A 24,520-nucleotide genomic window follows, 5' to 3' on the forward strand; every position below is an offset into this window, starting at 1 on the left:
AAAATCCCGCTCGAAAGCGGGATTTTTTTTAATACGTTTAAATCAGTAGATCGCCATGTGGTTGCGATGAATCATCTCAAGTGAACGTGCTTCACCTAGAACTTGGTGAACTTTATCTGACGCCAAGCCCTTTACTAGTTCCGCAGAACGCGAACTAAAGTTGACACGTCCAACCGCAACACGTCCGCCTTGGATATCAACACATTCAACCACGTCACCGCGTTCAAAATGCCCTTCCACAGCTTTCACACCAACTGGAAGTAAACTACGATGATTATCTTTAATCGCCTTGACAGCACCATCATCCAACACCAAACGACCCGCAGTTTGTAAGTGAGCTGCTAACCACTGTTGATGAGCAGTAATGCGGTCATTGTCAGTAATAAACAATGTCCCAAGCATTTCACCATCCATCAAACGTGCAAGCACATTGTCGCTTTCACCACTGGCAATCAGCGTTGGACAGCCAGACTTTGCAGCCAAGCGTGCTGCACGAACTTTGGTCAACATCCCACCACGACCAAACTTGCCGCCACCGCCAGCCATATCAAACAAGCTCTCATCTAAAGCACGCACGGTATGGAACAGTTTAGCGTCTGGATTTGAACGTGGGTCTGAGTCGAACATGCCTTGCTGATCAGTCAAAATAATTAACAAATCTGCATGCACTTGACCTGCAACCATCGCGGCCAACGTATCATTGTCACCAAAGCGAATTTCATCGGTCGAAACCGTGTCGTTTTCATTGATTACAGGAATCACATGCCATTCAATCAAGTTCTGTAAAGCGTCACATGAGTTCAAATAACGACGACGGTCTGCCAAGTCATCATGGGTTAATAACACTTGCGCAGTCTGAATGTGATGTTTTTCAAGCACACTCGACCACGTATGAATAAGGCCCATCTGACCAATGGCAGCACACGCCTGAAGACTGGGTAGATCGGTGGGTCGGCTGTCTAGCTTCATACGAACCATACCTTCAGCCACAGCTCCTGACGACACCAGAATAATCTCATGTCCTGCATTGTGTAGATCTGCAATTTGTTTCGCCCAATGCGAAATTGCATCTATATCTAAACCTTGCCCATTTGCTGTGAGTAAAGATGATCCGATTTTAACAACGATTCGTTTACAAGCTTCGAGCTTACGTTGCCCATCTACCACTTCTATCATCTTGTCCTCAGTTACTCATTACGAGCTTAACGTACGTAAAACACTTCCATTTCGCCGTCATCTTCATCATCGTCTTCATCATCATCAGCCAACAGGCCTGCAAGACGTTGTTGGCGACGCATTTCACGATATGCTTCTTTAGCGGCAATCGTTTGTTCGCGTGTTTCAGCTTCAAGCTGCTCACGGAATGCTTTCACTTCTGCTGCATAATCAGGATCTTCAAGCTCACGTTCACGTTGTTGCTCAATTTGATCCATCAGGTAATACACAACTGGTTTTGTCCCTTCAGACATCAAACCTGAAGTTTTAAATACAGGACCATCCCACTGCATTTCATCTAAGATATGCTGACACCATTCATCACGCGTATCGTCTGAAAGTTGGTCAACTTTGTTTAACACTAGAACGATAGGTAACTTTGAAAGTGTCGGAGAGAACTTCTCTAATTCACCCAAGATCGCTTTTGCATTGTATGCAGGATCAGAACCATCAATCGGCTGAACATCCACAATGTGAAGCAAAATACGCGTACGCGCCAAGTGCTTTAAGAAACGAATACCAAGACCCGCACCTTCAGAAGCCCCTTCGATCAAGCCAGGAATATCCGCCATAACAAATGAACGGTGACTGTCTGCATCGACCACACCAAGGTTTGGAACCATCGTAGTAAACGGATAGTCTGCAACCTTAGGTTTTGCTGCTGATACGGCACGAATAAACGTCGATTTACCTGCATTTGGCATACCCAGTAAGCCAACATCGGCCAGTACTTTTAGCTCTAAACGAATTTCACGGAATTCGCCTTTAAAACCATGGGTACACTTACGTGGCGAACGGTTCGTCGATGATTTAAAGTGAGTATTACCCAAACCGCCATCACCACCCGCTGCGACAAGCACACGCTGACCACTTTCAACTAAGTCGCCAATAATGTCACCTGAGTCAGTATCAACAATAGTTGTACCTACAGGAACCTTTAATACGGTGTCTTCACCACCACGGCCTGCGCAGTTCGCGCCACGACCATTTTTAGCTCGCTCCGCACGAAAGCGGCGAGTATAACGGAAGTCTACAAGGGTACTGGTATTATCATCAGCTTCGATAAATACGCTACCACCACGACCACCATCACCACCGTCTGGACCACCAAAAGGTACGAATTTTTCACGGCGAAAACTGGCTACGCCATTGCCACCGTCGCCAGCCTCTACGGTAATGACTGCTTCATCAACAAAGCGCATGCTGCCAATCCTCTAAATACTTTAAAACCGCATATTCTGCCATATTTTACAAAATTTCTCGAATAGAATTATTCAGCGAAACATGAAATTTAGTCACAAAAATACCAAAATCTAACTTTTCGACACTTTTCACCTGATTTTATTCATTTTTTAATTTAAATGTGCTGACCATTTAGTCGTTAGATCGCTCTTCGACTCATTTTATTCAATCCTACTCAACTTTTACTTTCAAAAAGGATTTTCACATCAAAATAGCGCACTAAAAGAATAGCTTGTTTGATAACAAGACTTTTCACAGCCTGAAATTTGAATAAGCTCTAAACCACTTCCGCACTCCTGAGGAATTCACTATTAAAGCGCAATTAAGGATTATCACAATCAATCCACAATACTTGTCATCTTTTATTTTAAAGCTGCTACTCGCTCCTTGCTTTCTAGAATTTCAGGCAAACTTTTTTCAATCCACCCAATCAAATACATGGTTTTCTCAGCGGCTTGGGAACCCAAGATCGTCAATTGGTACTCTACTTTGGGCGGCACCACAGGATAGACCGTCCGTAGAATAAAGCCATCATGCTCAAGCGTTTTGAGCGTCTGAGAAAGCATTTTCTCACTCACTCCTTCTATACGCTGCTTGAGCTCACTAAAACGATGTACGCCATCACTTAAACAGCGCAACACCAGTACCGACCATTTACTCGTAAGATGCTCCAAAATTTCACGAGACGGACACTCCGTGGATAAAACTTGACCTAACAATTTGCTTGTCGCATAGGTGTGCATCATTTCTCTCCATTTGGTTTATTACTTACTTTTTGGTACGTACTTACATTTAGTAAGTTAACAGATTAAGATAAAACCATCAAGTACAGAAAACAACCAACATAGGTGAATTATGAAAATTGCAATCACAGGCGCAACAGGACAACTTGGCAACCTCGTTATAGAGCAACTTTTGCAGCTGACCGCTGCCCAGAATATTGTTGCGCTGGTTCGTAAAATTGATAAAGCTGAACATTTCAAAGTCCAAGGTATTGAGCCGCGTGAGTTTGATTATGACCGCCCTGAAACATTAGTTCCTGCTCTATTAGGAATAGATAAGTTATTACTCATTTCAGCCAATGAAATTGGTCGCCGCACACATCAACACCAAGCAGTGATTGATGCTGCTAAAGTAGCAGGCGTACCTTATCTTGCTTATACCAGCTTACTTCGTGCAGATACGTCTTCACTCGGCTTAGCCCAAGAACACCGTGAAACTGAAAAACTGATTCAAGATAGTGGACTACGCTACACCTTCTTAAGAAATAACTGGTATAGCGAAAACTACCTTGCAGGTGTTGCTCACACCATTGAAATTGGGACGCTTTTTGGAGCAGCTCAAGATGGTCGCATTAGCTCGGCATCACGCATAGATTATGCTGAAGCTGCAGCGAGAGTCTTAACGTCAACTGTCCATGATAATCAAACCTATGAACTAGCAGGTTCACAAAGCTTTAGCCTCTCAGAGCTTGCAACATTGATTGGTCAAGCAGCGAGTAAAACCATTAATTATCAAAACCTAAGTGCGGAAGAATACACTCAAGGCCTAATTCAGGCGAGCTTACCTGCTGGCTTAGTTGAGGTCATCGTTGATGCAGACATTCAAACTATACAAGGTGCAATGTATAGTGACAGTCAAGACCTAGAACAATTGATTGGACGTAAAACTACGAACATTCAAGATGCGATCAAAGCTGCACTTTAAGCCACCCTTTTGATTTTCACATGAAAACACCACCAATGATTGGTGGTGTTTTCTTTATGGATGAATATTCTTCACAGGTAGTGTCATATTCATCTCCAAGTTCGCTGTCGTACTCCGCTCCGTGTTATACATGGTGGCATTGAAGCTTGCTATTTTTCGCATAGTCATTGGATCATTCAAATTAAGCTGTGGCGCAAACTGATGCAACACATACAGTCGTACTTGCTCATTGAACTCAAAATAGACCAAGCCATTAAACATAATTTTGATCGGAATCTGATAGTCTTGCTTTAAATGAAATGGCACAGCCAGTTTAATCGGAATATCCAAAGTGAGTGGAAACTTAGGCAACAGTTTATTCTGATAAATTAAATCCGTATTGGTCTCCAACGGCATGTTTTGATCAATAAGCACCTGGGTTTGATAATCAACAGATACTGGAACAGGTACTTCTACTTCGAACTCCAAATTTGCCAAATATTTTCCATGTAAAGGCAAATGAATTTTTTGATCAATTTTCAGTTGCGTATCTAAAGTTCCAACAGATTGAGTTTCTAGATAATTACCGACTTGTATTTTTGTCGGTAAAGAGTCTGACAGTTGAATTTGTGCCTCATTTGCAGACACTTGCATACTGGCTTGAATATTCAGGTACAACCAAAACAGCGCACCCACCAAAATGACAACGCACACAAAACTCAAGACAAGCCGCTTCGCGGACTGGAATATCCACATACTCCCTCCTATGGCTTCACTTGTTCTTGAGGTAGAGGTTTTTCACGCAAGAATTGCAAACTGTTGAGTGGAATCTTCAACTCACCCTGCTTGATTTCAATTGGTAATGTATTTTGCACATCCACCGAAGCTTTCAATGCCGTTTTAATTGGAACGTTTAAATGTCCCTGTATTGGAATATTGGTCTTAACCACTGTATTTACTGGAATATGTAGATTTTCTTTCAGCACTGTTTTCACAGGTGCATCAAATTTGAGGTGTACCTGCTGTTCAAGAGGCACATCAATATGAATCGGCACATCCAGCTGAATAGGAATATTGCCTTTTAAAGGTAAAGTCACATCTCTCCCCATGACTTTCACTTGCACCTTAGTATCCACAGGCATGCTCTGATTAATTTTCAAGGTTTCACGCACTGGAATGGTGGTTTTAATCGGGACTTGATTATCAAAATATACACGTGGTGTCAGAGTTTGGGTCAGGGGAATATTCAGATTTTCACGAATCGGTATTTCTGCATTCACGCGTCCTGTGACATCAACATCTAAGGCATCATGAATTTTAACCTCAGCTTGTAAAGGCTCTTGCAGATCAATACTGACTTTTTGATTTTCTAAGGGAATATAAATATTAAAGTGTTTAAACGTCCAAATAGCGATAAGCACACCGCATACAGATGCCAACACAATGAATGTCAATCCACTTAGCACATGCTTCACTTGCAAATTCAAATTCCTTTTGTTTTATTTTGTTTTATTTTCTTTTATCTGACAAATATCATCCTTTTGTCAGCTTAGAGAGTCTAAGGGGACGGTATACCAACCAGACTCTTTAGTTTTTATCGTTCTATTTTACACAGTATTCTAATTATTCTAAGTAAATTACTAGGGATTAAACATTGGCAACTCTTACCACTCAAGCCAATACTTATGTCACTCCAACGCACCTGATCAACCTCACCCCACAACAACAGCACAAAAAAAGAGCCTCAATTGAGGCTCTTTTTAGTCGCTATTACAAATTATGCATTTGTTTCAGCAGGAATCTTAGGATAGCTTACGCCGCCCATTTGCTCTGCAATACGTAAAACTTGGCAGCTATAACCGACTTCGTTATCGTACCAAACATATGCAGTTAAACGGTTACCCGAAGTGATTGTTGCTTGCGCATCAAATACACCTGCTGTACGCGAACCGATAAAGTCAGATGATACAACTTCAGTCGAGTTTGTATAACCAATCTGACCTTGAAGGCTAGAGCTGATTGAGATTTTACGAATGTATTCGTTCACTTCATCACGATCAACTTCTTTATCTAAAGTTAAGTTCAAAATCGCAAGTGAAACGTTTGGTGTTGGAACACGTACAGAGTTACCTGTCAGTTTACCTTGAAGTGCTGGAAGTGCTTTAGCTACTGCTTTAGCCGCACCTGTTTCAGTAATTACCATGTTCAACGTTGCAGCACGACCACGACGGTCTGCTTTATGGTAGTTGTCGATTAAGTTCTGGTCGTTTGTGAACGAGTGAACTGTTTCAACATGACCATTCAACACTGTGTATTTGTCATGCAATACTTTAAGTGTTGGTGTAATTGCGTTGGTTGTACAGCTTGCAGCAGAGATAATGGTATCTTCATCAAGAATGTCAGCTTGGTTCACACCAAATACAACGTTCTTCATGTCGCCTTTACCTGGTGCAGTCAAGATCACACGTGCAGCACCTGGGCACTTAAGGTGTTGAGCAAGACCTTCAGCATCACGCCATTTACCTGTGTTGTCGATCACTAATGCATTGCTAATACCATAATCGGTATAATCAACTTCAGTTGGGTTCAACGCATAAATGACTTTAATGAATTGTCCGTTTGCAATGATTGCTTCGTTTTCTTCATCAACAGAAATCGTACCAGAGAATGGACCATGGATTGAGTCACGGCGTAATAAAGACGCACGTTTTTCCAAATCACCATCAGATGACTTACGAACCACAATCGCTTTTAGGTTCAAACCACGACCAAGACCAGACTGACCAATCATTAAACGTGCAAGAATACGACCGATACGACCAAAACCGTAAAGAACAACGTCACGACCTTCTACTGAAGTCGCACGACCTTCTACAGATTTAACAGCGGCTGCAACAAATGCATCAACATCGCCGCCTTGCTCTTTAAATGCAACGGCTAATTTGCCTAGATCAATTTCAGCAGTACCGATATTTTCAATTTTAGCCAACGCTTCAAGAATTGGGAACGTGTGTACAACTGAAAGCTCAACGTCCATCATACGAGTGAAACGGTGCGCTTTTAAAATTTGGATAACTGAACGGTTAACTAAAGAACGTCCAAACACTGAAACCACAATATTTTTTTCACGGTAAAGCTGACCGATCAAAGCGATCATTTGTTCCGCGATTTCTTCACGGTTTTTCCAGCGACCTTGGTGTTCTGCGTGTAGGGCGATGATAGTCTCTTTGCTCACAGATACGTCCTCTAATTAATTTAATCTAAGCGTAAATTTTAAAACCCAACAATTGTAAAGGATTTAGCGCCAAGTTTGAATCGAAAGCTGTAAATGCATGATGTTTTTTGTCGTATATTCATTATTAATTTAAGAAATGATTGCATTTAGTCTTATGATTTTGCAGTATAAAAATTAAAAAATTATTTTTTAGATAAAAAATAAACAGTTACGCAAATGATGTTTTATCAAACAGTCAACTATTCTAAAAGGGCAAGAAACAAATCAGGAACTTGATTATCGCCCCAATTGCAGCACAATGACAGCTCCGAACATCATCAAATTAGTCTGAATGTTGCTTTTTTTCAAAATGCTCAATATTTCGTTCGAGCTGTTTTTTATTTTGTTGCTGTTTATATAAATGCAACACACCTTCAATAATAAGCAATAAGACTGCGAACCAAATTGGAATATAGGTAAACCACTCACCTGGCTCTATACGCTCTCCCATGGCAACTGATGCTCCTGCTAATAAAACAGGCTCCAAATAACTCAGCAAACCAAAGATCACAAAAGGTAAATAACGACTCGCGAGTATATAACTTCCGAGTCCCATTGCACTTAAGAAACCCAGTCCGATGACCGCCAAAATCAGATGTGGAAACTCTTGTATCAAAGCCAAACTATCGCTATGCACAAAGCCCAAATAAAACGCGACAGGTAAAATTAAAAACAGATCCCACCAGAAGCCACCCAAATGATCCGTTTTACAAACACGGCGCAGGAAGAAATACAAAGGATAAGCCAAAGCGATATAAACCGTTTCCCATGCCATGCTACCAATACGCCAAATTTCATGTCCTACCCCAAGCACTGCAAGGGCTACCGCAGCCATTTGCCAGTGGGATAGTTTTTCCTTGTAAAGGATGCAACCAACCAACACCATGACCAAAGGCAGCAAAAAATAGCCAAGCGACACCTGTAGGCCGCGACCATTCATAGGTCCCCATAAAAATAGCCACAACTGCGTGGTACATAAAACCGAACTAAACAATAACCAAGCAAACATCCAAGGTTGTTTAAAGATACGCTTAAACAACTCCGAAATGAGTTTTAAATCACCACTCCACCACATGAATGCGGTTAAAAAGGGTAAGGTCGAAAGCATACGCCAAGCAAAAGTTTGCTCACTATCTAAGGGTTTTAAAAAAAAGGTATAAAAATACAAAACCCCAAAAGTGACGGATGCTAAAACCGATAGTGCAACACCTTTATACATCCTTCACTCCACATTGATTTACACGATTTTAATAGACGCCGATTATAAAGCGTTCGACTGTATAAAGCTTTATTATTCAAGTTTTAAAATACGTATATGAAACTAAAAAAGCCATGCTTCAGCATGGCTTTCAAGACTTAATAAATTTTACTTTTGCAATTGCTTGGTATGAATCAGATCATTCAAGTCATAACCCACTGACTTTGCATATTCTAAGTATTCATTAATAACTTTTTGGTCTGGTTGTGGCGAGCGAGAAAGCACCCACATATATTTACGGCGTGGCTCACCCACTAAAACCGTTTGATAGTCATCATCAATTTTTAAAATCCAATAATCCCCCCGTGCCACAGGTAACCAACGCACCGCCTCAGGTAAAAAACTCACTTTCAACTTACTGTTAAAAGGTGGGTTTTGTACAAATGCCTCACCTATGGACTGCATCAACTTACCATCTTGGGCATAACAGCGGTTATCTACGGTCACATTGCCATTTTCATTCAGGGTATAAGTAGCCGAGACATTACTTCCGCATTTATTTTGGAAGTACATGGGCTTACGTGCAATTTCGTACCAAACACCCAAATAACGGTCTAATTCAACCTTATCTACCACGGCTAAGGGTTTGCTCTGGGCATAAGCCATGGTTGCCATGCCTAACCCGACTAAAACAGCACCACCTACAGCAATTTTGGCAAGCGTAAAACCCGCCTTTGGAAGATTTGCAGACATAAACTGTACCTTTAATATTTCAGAATTTATGATCTAAAAATAAACATCTCTTTAAAAAATAATGCTTTCTGCCTAAATTACTGTAGCGTTATGTAAATGCAACTTAGGTTAGAAGTTGTGCTTTTAAGCGCAAAATTTCATCTCGCAGACGTGCAGCTTGCTCAAACTGTAGCTCTTTAGAAGCTTTGAGCATTTCTTTTTCCAGCTTAGTTAAGTGCTTGGCAAGAAGTTTCGGATCGGACAGCAAGTGCTGCTCATCTGCACTGAGCGTTTGGTGTTGATCTGCAATACCACTTTCAACTTGATCATCTGTCAGCACTTCACCTGTATCAATATCCTTTTTATTTTGTCTGATGGTGCTACGCGGAATAATGCCATGCAGCTCATTAAAGGCCATTTGTTTTTCACGACGACGGGCTGTTTCATCGATGGCTTTTTGCATCGAATCGGTAATCCGATCGCCATATAAAATCGCTTTGCCTTTTACATTACGTGCTGCACGACCAATGGTTTGAATCAAAGACCGCTCAGAACGTAAGAAACCCTCTTTGTCTGCATCCAAGATAGCCACTAAAGACACTTCAGGCATGTCCAAGCCTTCACGTAGTAAGTTGATCCCGACGAGAACATCGTAGACACCTGAACGTAAGTCATGAATAATTTTCACCCGTTCAACGGTATCAATATCTGAGTGCAGATAGGCAACTTTGACTCCATACTCTTTCAAATACGAGCTTAAATCTTCTGCCATACGTTTGGTTAAGGTGGTTACCAAAACACGCTCATCTAGATCTTTGCGGATATTGATCTCAGATAAGACATCATCAACTTGAGTCAATACTGGACGCACTTCAATTTCGGGGTCAATCAACCCTGTAGGACGAACCACCTGCTCAGCTATTTGTTGGGCTTTTTCAAGCTCGTATTTGGCTGGGGTTGCACTGACATAAATTGTAGCTGGGGTAATCCGCTCCCACTCTTCAAACTGCATTGGGCGGTTATCTAAAGCACTAGGAAGACGGAAACCATAATTCACCAAGTTTTCTTTACGCGAACGGTCACCTTTATACATCGCGCCAATTTGCGGCACAGTCACGTGTGACTCATCAATAATCAGCAAGGCGTCGTCAGGAACATAATCAAACAAGGTTGGCGGTGCTTCACCCGCAGGACGACCTGACAAATGACGTGAATAGTTTTCAATACCGTTGGTATAGCCCAACTGCTGCATCATTTCTAAATCATAACGGGTACGTTGCTCAATTCGCTGAGCTTCAAGCAATTTGTCATGTGCACGAAAGAAACCTAAACGCTCTTTTAACTCTTCACGAATCGTACCAATGGCACGCTCTAAATTATCTTTCGGTGTCACATAGTGACTTTTTGGGTAAATTGTCACACGCGGAACTTTACGTACCAGTTTACCTGTCAGTGGGTCAAACCAGCGAATCGAATCCACTTCATCATCAAACAACTCAATCCGAATCGCATGCTGGTCTGATTCCGCAGGGAAAATATCAATAATTTCACCGCGGATACGATAGGTACCGCGTAAAAACTCAAGCTCATTACGGCTATATTGCATTTCCACCAAACGACGAATGATGTCATCACGTGCGATACGATCGCCCTGTACAATATGTAGCAACATGCTCATATAAGCATTAGGGTCACCCAAACCATAAATAGCAGAAACCGAAGCAACAATAATTGCATCGCGACGTTCTAAGAGCGAACGCGTCGCAGATAAACGCATTTGGTCAATATGGTCATTGATCGCTGAATCTTTTTCAATAAAGGTGTCTGAAGATGGCACATAGGCTTCAGGTTGGTAATAGTCATAATAACTAACAAAATATTCGACGGCATTGTTCGGAAAGAAAGATTTGAACTCTCCATAAAGCTGTGCAGCTAAGGTTTTATTATGTGCCATGACAATGGTTGGACGTTGCGTCCGCGCAATCACGTTGGCCATGGTATAGGTTTTACCAGAACCGGTAACCCCAAGTAACAACTGGTCGTGATAGCCCTTTTCTATTCCAGCAACAAGCTTTTCGATGGCTTGCGGCTGATCACCTGCGGGTTGGTAATTGGTGACTAAATCAAAAGGTTGTTTCTCACTCACAGACATATCCCAAGATTTGCTTCTTCAACCGACTATTTTAACAGATTCAATCCCGAGCAATTCTTGCTTTTAGATTTTTAATGTAATTTACTGAAAATATTACAAAGATTTTTCACTTGACCCCCCCGTATTTCAAGGGCAACATGAAGTGAAGAAGAGCGAAAAATCAGAGCCTATGACTTACCAATATCATGATGAAAGCATCGTCAAAAACCTAGATGAACATACCGTATTTGTGTTTGGTAGTAACATGGCAGGTCAACATGCGGATGGCGCTGCCCGAACTGCACTTGAGCACTTTGGTGCAATAAAAGGCGTCGGACGTGGATGGTCAGGGCAAAGTTATGCCATTCCCACTATGAACGAACACTTACAACAAATGCCGCTCTCGCAAATTCAACACTATATTGATGACTTTAAAATCTATACCAAAAATCATCCTAAAATAACTTACTTTCTAACCTCTATTGGCTGCGGTATTGCGGGTTATAAAGTTGAAGAAATTGCTCCTATGTTTAAAGGCATTTCTCATAATGTTATTTTCCCCGCATCATTTCGCCCATTTGTGGAAAGAACTCTGCCACGTCTAAGTAAAAAGTTTTTGCATACTATTTTTAACGATGCTGTGATTTTCAGTACCCAAAATGATGACATGCTGATTCAGCATTTGGCCTTAACCGATAATGAAAAAAGTTTAGCCAAAATTATTCTCAACACACGCATGTATCCAACCGACAGTAATGGCCGTGATCGTGTGTTTGAAATTGAAGATATTTTACATGCGCTGTCTGGGAAAATATTTGATTTTGAGACCAATGCTGAGGGACGCATGCTTTTTGGTGGTGCCATTCTAGCGCTGTTGGAACTTTATAATATCAATGAGCAAGACTTCATTGAAGTTTGGCAAGGCACACGAGAAATCGCACCACCGAAGCCTGAACATCGTGCGCGGAAAGCCTCACGTTAAATCCAATCTTTTCAAAAAGCCAATCCATCAGATTTAATGCCAGTCAGTTAAGCAAAAAAAGTTAAAATGCTGTAAAAAGAGCGTATGTAAATACGCTCTTTTTTTATGAATTTATCTCAGAATCTAGATTTAACATTAAAACAAACCTTACCTTCACTTTCACAATTCAGTGAATTGATTGATTTAAACTGGATTGAAGATTGCTTAGACCAAACAGGTAAAGCATCAATTCGAAAAAGAAAACTGCCTGCTGAACATGTTGTTTGGCTGGTAATCGGACTTGCTCTATTTCGAAATCAACCGATTTGGTATGTGGTTCAACAATTGCAACTTGTTTTCGGTACGGCAGAATACTGTGTACCGAGTGCATCCGTACAAGCAAGACAACGCTTAGGCTTAGAACCCATGAGTGCTTTATTTTCGACATTAAGTCAGGCATGGTTTAAAGACTCACAACAACAATATAGCAACTTTCACGGTCTATGCGTTTGTGCTGTAGATGGTGTGGTTTGGTCTATGCCTCATACAGAAGAAAACTTTAAGCACTTTGGTTCATCCAAAGGCAAAACAGCAGCTGCACCTTACCCACAAGTTAGAGCGACTTGCCTGGTGAATACCAATACCCATGAAATGATTGATGCCCAAATGGGCAGTATGGATCAAGGTGAATTAACCTTAGCCAGTCAATTAAAAGCACCAGTTCGCAGTATTACCCTATTTGATCGTGCTTACTTCTCTGCTGATTTTTTAGTGAGCTGGCAATCTCAGGCAGAAGAGAGTCATTGGTTGATGCGAGCAAAGGACAACCTGCGTTATGAAGTGATTCATCATAATGCGGCCCATGACTTTCAGATCAAAATGCCTGTTTCAGCAAGAGCAAAAAAGATAAATCCGTCATTGGGTGACTATTGGGAAGCACGTTTAATTGAAGTTGAATATGCAGGAAAAATAAGACGTTACATTACATCATTAACAGATTCTAAAGTTTATCCATTCAAAGACCTTGCAATGCTTTATATCCAGCGTTGGGAAATAGAAATGTGTTATCGGGAAATTAAAAGTGATTTACAGGATGCAAGGATTTTAAGAAGCAAACAACCTGATTTGGTCTATCAAGAATTGTGGGGGGTATTTATTGCATATAATATCTTAAGAAGACAGATGAGGTTTATCGCTGAACATGCAAAGGTGAGTCCTTTAAGGATCAGTTTCCATGTTGCATCTATGAGTATTATCAATATCTTAAGGCACACACCTTTAGAATCAGCAGGAAACCTACCCAAACATTTAGCGCAATTATTTGAACAATCTAAAATATTTGTATTACCTGAAAAAAGGCAAAGGCAATGTCCGCGAGTAGTGAAAATTAAAGCACAAAAATATCCAAGAAAATGCCAGTCAATTTCTTAACTGACTGGCATTAATCCATCAGATTGGCTTTTTTAGTTAAAAATAATAGAGCTGTTGAACACTTCACATATCCTCCAATCGCCAACTACGACAAAAAATATGTGACGGTACTGTACCTGCTTTTCCTTTTTTAACTTTTAAAAGTTCACTTACACTCTGAATCATAATCATACTTTTCAAAAATTTAAATAAATCGTGAGAACAAATAGACAGCTTGAAGCCTTCAAATCCCAAAGAAGCAAGCATGCTCTTTTCAGTATGGCTATTGCCGTTGTCATGCTTATTGCATTTTATCAACTGCCTCAATTTCAGGATTTTAGTTTTATAAATCTATCCCCTGTCTACTTTATCTTCATTGTATGCTTATCCTTCCTCAAAAAGACAAAGAACGAACAATCAAAAAAGAACAACCTCCTGTTAAATATTTTATTCATGACGGCGCCCTTCTTCATCATTAATGTTTTTTCACTTTCCAGTCTCAGCAAATTTACTGACTATTCGGCTGTGCGTATTGCAAAACATATACCCAACCCGCAACACGTCGAGGGCCAAATTCTCTTAAATAGCTACACTGTGGGCTCTGGACGTAATAAATCACATTATGAAGATGTTGTGTTAAATGAGCCTTCTCAGCAGCAACCACTAAGACTGGTTTGTAATTTTATGGATCGCTTTAAAAGCTGCCCACTCTTAGAAAACTTTGAACAACAAGCAGTTAGTATCCGTTATTACACAGACAGCCGTCAGTTTATCTACCCAGAAGTTTTGGTGTTATCGGTCACCGCGGACAACACCACCATCAGCAGCCAAGACTTCATGCGTATCTACCAACAACAACGAAACAATTTTTTGATTTATTTATTCTTCATGGTATTGATTCCAAACCTGTTGGTGATCAATTTATTTTGGCGCGACCATCAATATCAACAATCACAAACTTTTCGCTATCGACCTCAAAGCATTTAGCGCTTATCAATATCTGCATAAACGCTCTTTAAGCTCCAAAACCATTGGAGCTTATGTACTTTCTATGAGCAATAAATATGCATTTTTTGACTAAATTATTCCATAAACTCACATAAATTTTAAAAATAACTTTTTTTATCACATTATTTTAAAAAGTTTTTTTAGCGCTTATACTGCTTTAAATTCCAACATAAAAACGAGATATAAATGCAATTATTGGACTCTCCTATTTTTGAATTATCTCCCATTGCCATGTGGTTAGAAGACTTTAGCGAAGTACAAAAACAATTCGATCTTTGGCGGAGTCAAGGTGTTGAAAATATTGCTTCTTTTCTGTTGGAAGACAAATCACGTATTTTAAGTTGTGCGCATAAAATTAAAGTCCTGCATGTCAACCCGCAAACCTTAAAACAATTTGAAGCCCAAAGTTTTGAAGACCTAACCGCGAACCTTGCGCAAATTTTTAAAGCAGATATGTCAAGCACTCATCTAAATGAGCTGGTCGCACTTTGGAATGGTGAGACCTTATTTGAAAATACTGCTGTAAATTATACACTTACAGGTCATCGCCTTGACATTCGCCTGCGAGGGACAGTGCTCCCCGGTCATGAACACGATCTTTCATTGGTTTTGATCACCACGGAAGACATCACGCCTTATGCCAATGCACAACGTTTAGAAGAAAAAAGTCGTTTAATTGCTGAGGCACGTTTTCAATACTCGCCTACTTCACTTTGGGTTGAAGACTTTAGCCGAGTCAAAGCACGTTTAGATCATTTACGTCGTTTGGGGATTAGTGACTTTAAAACCTTCCTTGACGTCCACAATGACTTTATTAATGAATGCCTCAGAGACATCATGGTTACTGATGTCAACCAAGCCACACTCGATTTATTTGCTGCACGTGACAAAGACCATTTACTTAAAAATTTGCATAAAGTCTTTCAGAACGAAACCCAACAGACCTTTCGACATCAGTTGCTCGAACTATGGGATGGCAATATTCAACATAACTGCGAAGCGGTCAACTACGCGCTCGATGGCAGTATTCGCCATGTGCTGTTACATTTTGCCGTGTTTCCAGGCTTCGAAGATGATTGGGGTATGGTTCAATTGGCACTCACCGATATTACCGCGCGCAAAAAAGCCGAAAATTATCTTGAGCACTTGGGCAAACATGATGTCTTAACCAAACTTTATAACCGCTCTTTCTACAGCACCGAAATCAACCGACTTGAGCGCAATAACCTGCGCCCTGTGTCTTGTATTTTCCTTGATATGAATGGCTTAAAAGCAATCAATGACAACCTCGGCCATGATCAAGGTGATAGCTTATTACGCCGTATAGGTAATACCCTGAATCAGTTAATTGAAAATACCCAATACTCAGCATCAAGGATCGGTGGAGATGAATTTGTGGTGCTATTACCTGCCGCCGATGAAGCCGCATTGAACCATTGTATTGAAAGTTTGCATGAGCTTTTAATGGTAGATAACCAATTTAATAATCATCAACCTATTAGTGTGTCGATTGGCACTGCCACCAGCCAGCCAAATGAACGGGTTGAAGATATGCTTAAACGTGCCGACACTGCGATGTATGAGCACAAAAAAACCTACTATGCAGAAAATGATCGACGGGTTACCAATTACAACCCAGCGAATGATCAATAAAAAAGCGCCCTAAACAGGGCGCTTTTTTATCTCAATGGCGAATCAACGTTTACCCATTGAACGACGGGTGCCACGTGGTGGCATCCAAGTACGATCTGCATACTGTTCAGGTTTTGGACGAACCTGATTATGTGCAACATCGTCAGCACTTTGTTCTGCATTTGGCATTGGGAATGGGAGATTCACCAAAGGTTTTTTTGAAGTAGGCTGTTGCTTACTCATGACCATCACTCTCATCAAATTGCGCTTATTTTAAAGTTTTTTTCATAAAGATGCGAGAAACTTCCTAATTCTGTACATTTTTGAAATCATTAATTCAAAATTGAATTTTTTTTATGTTTTTTGCAGAAAATCTGTGTTTTTAAACGCCTTGCTTGAGTTTTTTAAGCTAAGATAGTGTGCTTTTTATTTTTTAAACCCTATAAGAAGGAATACTGCCGTGGACGTACGTCTCTCTGATCGTGTGAATGCCATCAAACCGTCCCCAACTCTTGCTGTTACCAACAAAGCTGCTGAATTAAAAGCGGCTGGCAAGAACGTTATTGGCTTGGGCGCAGGTGAACCTGACTTCGACACCCCACAACACATCAAAGATGCAGCAATTGCAGCGATTAACAACGGTTTCACAAAGTACACCGCTGTAGATGGTACGCCTGGCCTTAAAAAAGCGATTATTGCAAAATTCAAGCGTGACAATAACCTTGATTATGCTGCAAACCAAATTTTGGTTTCTTGTGGCGGCAAGCAGTCATTCTTTAACTTAGCATTAGCTTTGTTAAACAAAGGTGATGAAGTAATCATCCCTGCACCATTTTGGGTAAGCTACCCAGATATGGTGATTATCGCTGAAGGTGTTCCTGTTATTGTAAAATGTGGTGAAGAACAACGTTTCAAAATCACACCTGCTCAACTTGAAGCAGCGATCACAGACAAAACTCGTTTAGTTGTTTTAAACAGTCCATCAAACCCAACAGGTATGATCTACACTAAAGCTGAATTAGAAGCTTTGGCTGACGTTCTTCGTAAATATCCAGAAGTTTATATCGCTTCTGACGATATGTACGAACCAATCCGTTGGAATGACGAATTCTATAACATCGCAACTGTTGCACCAGACCTTTATGACCGCACAATCGTGTTAAACGGTGTGTCTAAAGCGTATGCAATGACTGGCTGGCGTATTGGCTATGCAGCGGGCCCTGCTAAATTGATTGGCGCAATGAAAAAAATCCAATCTCAATCAACTTCAAACCCAACGTCTATTTCACAAGTTGCTGCTGAAACTGCGTTGAATGGTCCCCAAGACGTTCTTGAGCCTATGATTGAAGCATTCAAACGCCGTCATGACTTAGTTGTTAGCGGTTTGAACGACATCAACGGTATTTCTTGCTTACCTGCTGATGGTGCATTCTATGCATATGCAAACATCCGTCCATTGATTCGTGCGAAAGGCTTAAAATCTTGCACAGAATTCTCTGAATGGTTATTGGAAGAAACTGGCGTTGCCGTAGTTCCTGGTGATGCATTCGGCTTAGGCGGTTTCATGCGTATTTCTTATGCAACTGCAGACGAAGTACTTGTGGATGCGCTTGCACGTATCAAGAAAGCGGCTGATTCAATCGAAGGCGTAGATGCTGCGATTGCTTCAATTGCTGCTGAAAAATAATTTAACCCTTTAAAGTTAGATTAGAGGAACCCGCGAACTTCGCGGGTTTTTTTATTTTTAATCAAAATCTGAAAAATTTGCTCTTAAGCCCGTTCAAATAATTTTAGAGCCGTGTAGTACCAGCAGAATCTATGGTATCTACGTCTTTATTGCGAGATGATGCCGAGATCACCAAGACAATGCCTGCCAGAACAATCGTCGCGGAAATGATGATTCGGAAGCTCAATGCTTCACCAATAAACAATGCGCCACCCAGAATCGCCAAACATGGCACGGACAATTGCACGCTACTGGCCGTGACCCGATCAATTTTCTTCACTATGGCATACCAAAGTACATATGCCCCACTCGATGCCAAACCACCAGATAAGAGCGCCAACAGCATACCTTTTAGGTTAATAAAACTCTGTGTGTAAAAAAATAAATAAACCAAGACAACAAAAGGAATCGCCACTACAAAATTTGCCAAGCTACTGGCCAGTGGGTTATGCATCTTTTTACCTGCGATGCTATACATCGCCCAACCTATGCCTGAAAGCACCATCAATGCAGCATAGCCTAAAGGAGGTGCCGAGGCCCCTGGTAGCAATAAAATCAAAAGACCTAAAATAGCGATCACCAACCCCAACCCGCGTCGCAAATTGATTTTTTCACCATGACACAGGCCATAACCGACCATACTTAATTGAACTGTCCCAAATAGGAGTAATGCACCAACGCCCGCATCGATATGCAAATAGGCCAGTGAAAAAGCCACAATATATAAGGCAAGAAAAAACCCGTTTTTTATACTCCACTCTATTTTGGCCTTATGAGTAGTGAGCACATACAGTAGAAATAACACCATTGCACCGCTACAGACCCGAAGCAAGCTAAAACTCATCGGATCAATCTGCTGCTCAGCCAACGCTAAACGACATAGCACCGAATTGGCTGCAAAGGCCAACATTGCAATGGAAATTTTAAGCAGCATGTTTGAGCGTCCTTATTCAACAGCTTGCTTTAGATATATCGAATATATCTTATTAAATCTAGAGAGTTTTTCTCATGAAATTTATCAGAAATATCAATGTGTAACTCAGATGATTCAACCTGAATACCTTATTATTTAGCATCATCTGGTGAAAATAAAGCAATTACATCCGCTTCAGTGAGCTGCTCTGTAGAATACTTAAATTGGTAAAAATCAGGCTTATTATCAATATATATTTCTGTTGTAAGCTTTAAATCTTTTGGCTGTTCTTCCATCGCAAATACATTGATATTGCAATAGCTGCCGTCCTGAGTTCGCCAAAAAAGTGACGTGCCACATTCGCTACAAAAACCACGCTCCCCCCAATCCGACGACTTGAATAATTTTAAATATTCTTGATTGTCAAACTTTAAACTACTGGGTTCGACATCAATACTCATGAGTACCCCGCTCGACTGCTGGCGGCACATAGAACAATGACAAGCATGCACATCATGATTTTTGAGTGCGGCTTGGAACTTAGTTTTACCGCATAAACAGGACACGTTCATTGTGAGTTCCTTCTTCATGTGAAGACTGTGTAAAATTACTAAAACTTTGTTTATCTTATATATAAATAAAAAACAAAAGAGTGTATAAATTTTGTGCACAACTTTTTATACAATGATCACATTTAGCTTGCTCAGTTCCATCAACACTCAAATTATCAAAATGAATAATCCTAAATCTTTTCCCTACAATATGTTCATAGCATGAGCTCAATCCATGATTACGATTTCGTTGATTTTGTACTGATCAATCCAATGCTGAATATTGACGAAAAGAGTGAATTTTGTTTAATTGGATAACAAGTTCCAAAAAGGAACTTATAGATAAATATAGGAATGAACAAGATGAATCCCAAAGAAATGACAGGACTACAACTCTTAGAAGCCATGTGTACAGGAAAAATTCCACCTGCAAGTATCAGTGAAACCATTCCCATGCAGCCTTTTGAAGTTTCTGAAGGGAAAATTAGCTTTAAAGCAAAAGCAGATCATCGCCATTTAAACCCGCTTGGTGGCGTGCATGGTGGCTTTGCAGCAACAGTACTCGACTCAGTGACGGGTTGTGCCGTACATACTATGCTTGAAGCTGGTGTTGGCTATGGCACCATTGATCTGAATATTAAAATGTGCCGACCGATTCCAAGAGACAAAGAACTGCTTGCCATCGGCAGCGTGATCAACATCAGTAAGAACTTAGGTATTTCTGAAGGTGAAATTGTAGATGAAGACGGTAAACTCTACGCCCATGCCACAGCCACCTGTATGATTATTCGTTCCTAAAAACGAAAGGCACTGATAAATTTCAGTGCCTTTTTTACGCCAAAGCAAACTTTACTTCAGCATGACAGATCAAATTGCGGTTTTAAACGTCTTCAGCGTCTGCAATTTTGAGGCAACAGGACGCTCAACTCCTTTATAAATACAATAGTATTTAAACGCGCTGTCTAAACTTATGTCTAAGCTTTTACCTTCAGCAGCAGACCAGACTTTTGAACGATTATTACCTGATAAAGCACTGCCTGACAACTGATACAAATACAGATCATGTTCTCGCTGCACAGTCTTTTTAAGAGTACTGGTCGACTGTGTTGAAAGCAACTGACAAGGACTGTTGACCAGCCAACGCTCACTAAACCAAAGTTGTAATAAATCACCCAAATACAAATCTGTACACCCGACTGGCCAAACATCAATATAGGCAGACTCTACAGGGGTATAGTATTGTTCAGGGTCTGAAATAATTGAGAGATACTGATTTTGATAATCAGCTAGGTTTGCAAAAATATCGGAAATGGTAAGCGTATTCATTCGCTTTCTCCTGTTTAGCCATTTTAGTGCTGGCAAGTTGGTTATAAATCCACACTGTTTAAGTTTTCACTTAAACGCTCTGTTGTTGAAATCAGACTATCAACGACTTTTCAACATTGCAAGCACTTCAATACGATTTTTTTTGAAAATGATTTTTTTGTTCAAATAAAAAGCATCCAATATAAAAATGACAGCAACATGACATTTTAGACTTGACCCACTATGAAATGTCCTTATAATCGCATGCAGATTCTCCAATAGCTCAGTCGGTAGAGCGACGGACTGTTAATCCGCAGGTCCCTGGTTCGAGCCCAGGTTGGAGAGCCAAATTCTAGAAAGCCCACACCATATGTCGTGGGCTTTCTTCTTTTCTAAGTCTTAAAAGTTTCGCTGCTTAAGATGTAAATCTTCCAGCTAAACCCAACAGAAAGCCAGAACTAAACTATTCTCGAAAAATAACTTATCTTAAAAACACTAAAAAATGATTCACAAGAAAAATCATGAGTACATTTAAAACACATGTGGATGTTCGTCCAGATCACTTCCCGATCACAGCAATTGAAATGAAAAAATAGGAAGGATAAATTATTGGTGAACTATTAGCCCAACATCTTGCTGAACAATTCAATCAACAACAACTCGGGATCGCTACAATTCACAATGAAGATTGAGGATACTTACTTAGTTTTAGTCATCCCACTTTATTAGATGTAATCGTTACGAGAAAAATGACAACTTATTTTTAATTTTTATTCACCCACCACAGCCAATCATTAAAAAAATATTTTTTTAAGAAAATAGATCTTTCAACCCAATTAAGTCATATCTCTGAAATTTTGCAAAAACACTCTTTCTAATTCAACATTCAACAATTTTTCATGATGTGCAATGGTGGAGCGTGGAAGATATGAAAAAAGTACAATAAATCATCGTCAAAATTCTAAGCATCCCTACTCAAATAACTCATTCCGCTGACTCATATTTTGCGATTTTATTGAAAAGAATTACAGCTTTCAATACATCATATCTACCCTTCTTTAATAAAAAAGCCCAATCGATAAAGATTGGGCTTTTTTATGAGTCAGGGCTATCTACACTGAGGATCTACAACTTTCGAACTGTCTATAAAATGTAGCATTCACCCACTTATTCCTAAGCCACTTCCGCAGGCACACCACTATGGAAACGGAACACATCATCAGGCGTACTAATCAGCTCTTTTTCAATGTTACGGATATGATCAATACGCGCTTGAATATCTTCTTTCGGGTTCTTCAATTTACCCGTTTGCGCAACCTCTAAAGCCAAAGCCAAATAGTCTTCAAAATGGCGTGATTCAGACTTTAGCAAGTAGCGATAGTAACGACCTAATTCATCATCCACCAAAGGTGCTAACGCGTAGAAACGCTCACATGAACGTGCTTCTACAAAGGCACCAATGATTAAAATATCAATTAAAGCCTCAGGCTCATAAGTCCGCACTTCTTTACGTAAACCACCCGCATAGCGACCTGCACTCAGATTGCTCCACTCTAGCCCGCGCTTTTTCATAAATTCAAGCACTTGCTCATAATGCAGCATTTCTTCACGAACCAGTTGCGCAAGCTTGACCTGCAAATCGGTAAAAAAGCTATAACGAAACATCAGGTTCATCGCTGTACCTGCTGCTTTCTTCTCACAATTCGCATGGTCTTGCATCAGCACATCAAGATTATTCAGTGCTTCAGTCAACCAAGCTTTAGGTGTTTCACAACCCAAGAAGTCCATGACGGGCTTCATGAGTTCATCATAATTGATATTCGACATATTCAAATCTTAAAAACTTTAAAATTAACGTGCAGCTTTAATCACTGCTTTCATTTCACGCACAGCTTGTTCCAAGCCCACAAAAATAGCATCCGCAATTAGGGAATGGCCGATGTTTAATTCGTGGATCTGTGGAATTTGCGCAATTGGCGTTACATTTTCAAGGTTGAGCCCATGCCCAGCATTCACCACTAAACCTTTTGATACTGCATATTCAGCACCTTTAACAATACGTTCAAGCTCATGTTGTTGAGCTTCAGGTGTTTCTGCATCAGCATAAGCGCCTGTATGAATTTCAATGGTTGGTGCACCACAAGCAACTGCTGCATCAATTTGTGCAAAGTCAGCATCAATAAACAATGACACATCACAGCCAATCTCGGACAAGGCTTGAGTTGCCGCTTTGACATCGTCAAAATGTCCAACCACATCCAAACCACCTTCAGTCGTCACTTCTTGGCGTTTTTCAGGAACAAAACATACATGGTGCGGTTTAATTTCTTTGGCAAATGCAATCATTTCATCTGTAACTGCAAGTTCCAAATTCATACGCGTTTTAAGCGCTGGACGCATACGACGCACGTCATCATCTTGAATATGACGACGGTCTTCACGTAAATGCAAGGTAATCCCTTCCGCCCCTGCTTGCTCACAGATCAGCGCTGCATTGACTGGATCAGGATAAGACGTTCCACGCGCTTGTCGTAAAGTTGCCACGTGGTCAATATTTACACCAAGTAATGCAGCCATATTCATTTCCTAATTACGATTGAGTTTGAGTGTTCTGAATCCACAACTGACGACTTTTTAAGGGGCGATCGCCCAACAATGAACTGATCATTTGTCGATACAACTTGGTCAGCAATTGTAACTGTTCCAAACCAAAATCCCTACCCTTTTCATATTGGCACATGCTTAAAATTTGCTGTCCATTTAAGGTCGCTCGCGAAGCTTGTGCAGTAGGAATAAAGCCTTCATTCAGCTGGAATATATAGTTGAGTGATGATTGAATTTCTAGTTGATTGGCATCAGTCGAAAAATCTAAGGCATAACCCAAATCTTCCAGTAGTTCGTGCTCAAACTGTCTTAGAATTTGTTTTAAAAATTGATTGGGATCTGCTTGCTGCGCCAGTTGTTGTAATTGCGTTAGCGTATGTGCATATTGAGCAAAACTTTGCTCCATCTGTACTTCAAGTGGACATAGTCTGAGCAGAATCTCATTGAGATAAAAACCTGAAAAAAAAGCATCCCCGAAGAAAAAAATCGGCTGATTGACAATTTCAAGTTTTGTAAAATTTTTGAGTTCAGATTTACCCGAAGCTTGTAAACAAATCGGCTGATATTGTGGCGGCGGGGTTTGTCTTAGAATGCCATCAACTCGCCCATGCTCTTGGGTAAATAAATGCACAATATGACTACGTTCACGGTATTTTCTGTGGTGAATTAAATAACCATGCAGTACTTCATTGCGCATGAGGAATTAACTAATCTTTTTTATCTTTATCATTCTGTTCACTGTCTTCATCATCCCCATCTGGGATAACAGCACCAACCACCGCTGCGGTTCCTTTCACCACGCCTTTTGTGGTTTTATACGCAATCTTTACAGGAACGGTGACGATCTTGTGTATACAACCTTGCAAAAACAACATACAAGCCATTACTGCGAACACTTTGACCATAACACCATCCCTATAAAAATTTGTTTT

At 40.4% G+C, this 24,520-nt stretch carries 24 protein-coding genes and 1 tRNA gene; 8 read left to right on the top strand and 17 right to left on the bottom strand.

The window, feature by feature from the left end; genetic code table 11:
• Nucleotides 1–42: 42 nt before the first annotated feature.
• From proB to AC4MDD_RS10535, 3 genes are all read right to left on the bottom strand, one after another.
• Nucleotides 43–1,176: a glutamate 5-kinase gene (proB, locus tag AC4MDD_RS10525; protein WP_005399671.1), complete on the bottom strand. Its 1,134-nt coding sequence runs from the start codon at nucleotides 1,174–1,176 to the stop codon at nucleotides 43–45.
• 26 nt (nucleotides 1,177–1,202) lie between these two features.
• Nucleotides 1,203–2,417, bottom strand: a complete 1,215-nt coding sequence (gene cgtA, locus AC4MDD_RS10530; protein ID WP_332477030.1) for an Obg family GTPase CgtA — start codon at nucleotides 2,415–2,417, stop codon at nucleotides 1,203–1,205.
• A 402-nt stretch (nucleotides 2,418–2,819) separates the two neighbouring features.
• Complete coding sequence (locus AC4MDD_RS10535; protein WP_004980366.1) at nucleotides 2,820–3,200, bottom strand: winged helix-turn-helix transcriptional regulator; 381 nt, start codon at nucleotides 3,198–3,200, stop codon at nucleotides 2,820–2,822.
• Nucleotides 3,201–3,312: 112 nt separating this feature from the next.
• On the opposite strand from AC4MDD_RS10535, the gene AC4MDD_RS10540 reads away from it, so the two are divergent.
• The gene (locus tag AC4MDD_RS10540; protein WP_491881587.1) at nucleotides 3,313–4,164 is read left to right on the top strand and encodes an SDR family oxidoreductase; all 852 of its coding nucleotides are present in this window, start codon (nucleotides 3,313–3,315) and stop codon (nucleotides 4,162–4,164) included.
• A 54-nt stretch (nucleotides 4,165–4,218) separates the two neighbouring features.
• On the opposite strand, the gene AC4MDD_RS10545 is transcribed toward AC4MDD_RS10540, so the two are convergent.
• The 6 genes from AC4MDD_RS10545 to uvrB form a co-directional block, all read right to left on the bottom strand.
• Complete coding sequence (locus AC4MDD_RS10545; RefSeq protein WP_419277288.1) at nucleotides 4,219–4,899, bottom strand: hypothetical protein; 681 nt, start codon at nucleotides 4,897–4,899, stop codon at nucleotides 4,219–4,221.
• 8 nt (nucleotides 4,900–4,907) lie between these two features.
• Complete coding sequence (locus tag AC4MDD_RS10550; protein WP_491881588.1) at nucleotides 4,908–5,624, bottom strand: MFS transporter; 717 nt, start codon at nucleotides 5,622–5,624, stop codon at nucleotides 4,908–4,910.
• Between the two features lie 296 nt (nucleotides 5,625–5,920).
• The gene (locus AC4MDD_RS10555) at nucleotides 5,921–7,378 is read right to left on the bottom strand and encodes a glyceraldehyde-3-phosphate dehydrogenase (protein ID WP_279743794.1); all 1,458 of its coding nucleotides are present in this window, start codon (nucleotides 7,376–7,378) and stop codon (nucleotides 5,921–5,923) included.
• Nucleotides 7,379–7,700: 322 nt separating this feature from the next.
• On the bottom strand, nucleotides 7,701–8,636 hold the full coding sequence (rarD, locus tag AC4MDD_RS10560; protein ID WP_491881589.1) for an EamA family transporter RarD: 936 nt from the start codon (nucleotides 8,634–8,636) through the stop codon (nucleotides 7,701–7,703).
• A 147-nt stretch (nucleotides 8,637–8,783) separates the two neighbouring features.
• A complete protein-coding gene (locus tag AC4MDD_RS10565; RefSeq protein ID WP_004693638.1) occupies nucleotides 8,784–9,368 on the bottom strand; it encodes a lipocalin family protein in 585 nt (194 codons plus the stop codon).
• Between the two features lie 103 nt (nucleotides 9,369–9,471).
• Nucleotides 9,472–11,493 carry an excinuclease ABC subunit UvrB gene (gene uvrB, locus AC4MDD_RS10570; protein WP_491881590.1) on the bottom strand — a complete coding sequence of 674 codons (2,022 nt, stop codon included), beginning with the start codon at nucleotides 11,491–11,493 and terminating at the stop codon, nucleotides 9,472–9,474.
• A 175-nt stretch (nucleotides 11,494–11,668) separates the two neighbouring features.
• Here uvrB and AC4MDD_RS10575 point away from each other — a divergent pair, with 175 nt between their 5' ends.
• The 4 genes from AC4MDD_RS10575 to AC4MDD_RS10590 all read left to right on the top strand — a co-directional run bounded on the left by AC4MDD_RS10575 (nucleotide 11,669) and on the right by AC4MDD_RS10590 (nucleotide 16,510).
• Nucleotides 11,669–12,460, top strand: coding sequence for an A1S_2505 family phage non-structural protein (locus AC4MDD_RS10575; RefSeq protein ID WP_234303716.1), 792 nt, complete (start codon nucleotides 11,669–11,671; stop codon nucleotides 12,458–12,460).
• 105 nt (nucleotides 12,461–12,565) lie between these two features.
• The gene (locus tag AC4MDD_RS10580) at nucleotides 12,566–13,870 is read left to right on the top strand and encodes an IS4 family transposase (protein WP_062032364.1); all 1,305 of its coding nucleotides are present in this window, start codon (nucleotides 12,566–12,568) and stop codon (nucleotides 13,868–13,870) included.
• 432 nt (nucleotides 13,871–14,302) lie between these two features.
• Entirely contained in the window at nucleotides 14,303–14,836 is a 534-nt protein-coding gene (locus AC4MDD_RS10585; protein WP_491881591.1) for a hypothetical protein, read from the top strand.
• A 207-nt stretch (nucleotides 14,837–15,043) separates the two neighbouring features.
• Nucleotides 15,044–16,510, top strand: a complete 1,467-nt coding sequence (locus AC4MDD_RS10590; RefSeq protein WP_491881592.1) for a sensor domain-containing diguanylate cyclase — start codon at nucleotides 15,044–15,046, stop codon at nucleotides 16,508–16,510.
• 42 nt (nucleotides 16,511–16,552) lie between these two features.
• Here AC4MDD_RS10590 and AC4MDD_RS10595 read toward each other — a convergent pair whose 3' ends face one another.
• Nucleotides 16,553–16,732: a hypothetical protein gene (locus AC4MDD_RS10595; protein WP_004693646.1), complete on the bottom strand. Its 180-nt coding sequence runs from the start codon at nucleotides 16,730–16,732 to the stop codon at nucleotides 16,553–16,555.
• A gap of 217 nt (nucleotides 16,733–16,949) precedes the next feature.
• On the opposite strand from AC4MDD_RS10595, the gene AC4MDD_RS10600 reads away from it, so the two are divergent.
• Complete coding sequence (locus AC4MDD_RS10600) at nucleotides 16,950–18,176, top strand: pyridoxal phosphate-dependent aminotransferase (RefSeq protein WP_491881593.1); 1,227 nt, start codon at nucleotides 16,950–16,952, stop codon at nucleotides 18,174–18,176.
• Between the two features lie 103 nt (nucleotides 18,177–18,279).
• Here the strand turns inward: AC4MDD_RS10600 and AC4MDD_RS10605 are convergent, their stop codons facing one another.
• Both AC4MDD_RS10605 and AC4MDD_RS10610 read right to left on the bottom strand, forming a co-directional pair.
• Entirely contained in the window at nucleotides 18,280–19,149 is an 870-nt protein-coding gene (locus tag AC4MDD_RS10605) for a DMT family transporter (RefSeq protein WP_491881594.1), read from the bottom strand.
• Nucleotides 19,150–19,280: 131 nt separating this feature from the next.
• On the bottom strand, nucleotides 19,281–19,700 hold the full coding sequence (locus tag AC4MDD_RS10610) for a GFA family protein (protein ID WP_148826274.1): 420 nt from the start codon (nucleotides 19,698–19,700) through the stop codon (nucleotides 19,281–19,283).
• 342 nt (nucleotides 19,701–20,042) lie between these two features.
• Between AC4MDD_RS10610 and AC4MDD_RS10615 the strand changes: the two genes are divergently transcribed.
• Nucleotides 20,043–20,477: a PaaI family thioesterase gene (locus AC4MDD_RS10615; protein WP_195729027.1), complete on the top strand. Its 435-nt coding sequence runs from the start codon at nucleotides 20,043–20,045 to the stop codon at nucleotides 20,475–20,477.
• 69 nt (nucleotides 20,478–20,546) lie between these two features.
• Here the strand turns inward: AC4MDD_RS10615 and AC4MDD_RS10620 are convergent, their stop codons facing one another.
• On the bottom strand, nucleotides 20,547–21,005 hold the full coding sequence (locus tag AC4MDD_RS10620) for a hypothetical protein (protein WP_114836593.1): 459 nt from the start codon (nucleotides 21,003–21,005) through the stop codon (nucleotides 20,547–20,549).
• Between the two features lie 251 nt (nucleotides 21,006–21,256).
• Here AC4MDD_RS10620 and AC4MDD_RS10625 point away from each other — a divergent pair.
• A tRNA-Asn gene (locus tag AC4MDD_RS10625) sits at nucleotides 21,257–21,332 on the top strand.
• Between the two features lie 825 nt (nucleotides 21,333–22,157).
• On the opposite strand, the gene AC4MDD_RS10630 is transcribed toward AC4MDD_RS10625, so the two are convergent.
• The 4 genes from AC4MDD_RS10630 to AC4MDD_RS10645 are packed head-to-tail and all read right to left on the bottom strand — an operon-like array spanning nucleotide 22,158 to nucleotide 24,493.
• Nucleotides 22,158–22,811 (bottom strand): MiaE family protein, encoded by a 654-nt coding sequence (locus AC4MDD_RS10630; RefSeq protein WP_491881595.1) that lies wholly within the window; start codon nucleotides 22,809–22,811, stop codon nucleotides 22,158–22,160.
• 24 nt (nucleotides 22,812–22,835) lie between these two features.
• Nucleotides 22,836–23,561: a pyridoxine 5'-phosphate synthase gene (pdxJ, locus tag AC4MDD_RS10635; protein WP_178927864.1), complete on the bottom strand. Its 726-nt coding sequence runs from the start codon at nucleotides 23,559–23,561 to the stop codon at nucleotides 22,836–22,838.
• A gap of 13 nt (nucleotides 23,562–23,574) precedes the next feature.
• Nucleotides 23,575–24,285, bottom strand: a complete 711-nt coding sequence (gene recO, locus AC4MDD_RS10640; RefSeq protein ID WP_178927863.1) for a DNA repair protein RecO — start codon at nucleotides 24,283–24,285, stop codon at nucleotides 23,575–23,577.
• A 10-nt stretch (nucleotides 24,286–24,295) separates the two neighbouring features.
• Nucleotides 24,296–24,493 (bottom strand): NF038104 family lipoprotein, encoded by a 198-nt coding sequence (locus AC4MDD_RS10645; RefSeq protein ID WP_004693662.1) that lies wholly within the window; start codon nucleotides 24,491–24,493, stop codon nucleotides 24,296–24,298.
• Between the last annotated feature and the right edge of the window lie 27 nt (nucleotides 24,494–24,520).

Source organism: Acinetobacter sp. CAU_H_29a_1, from assembly GCF_058599505.1.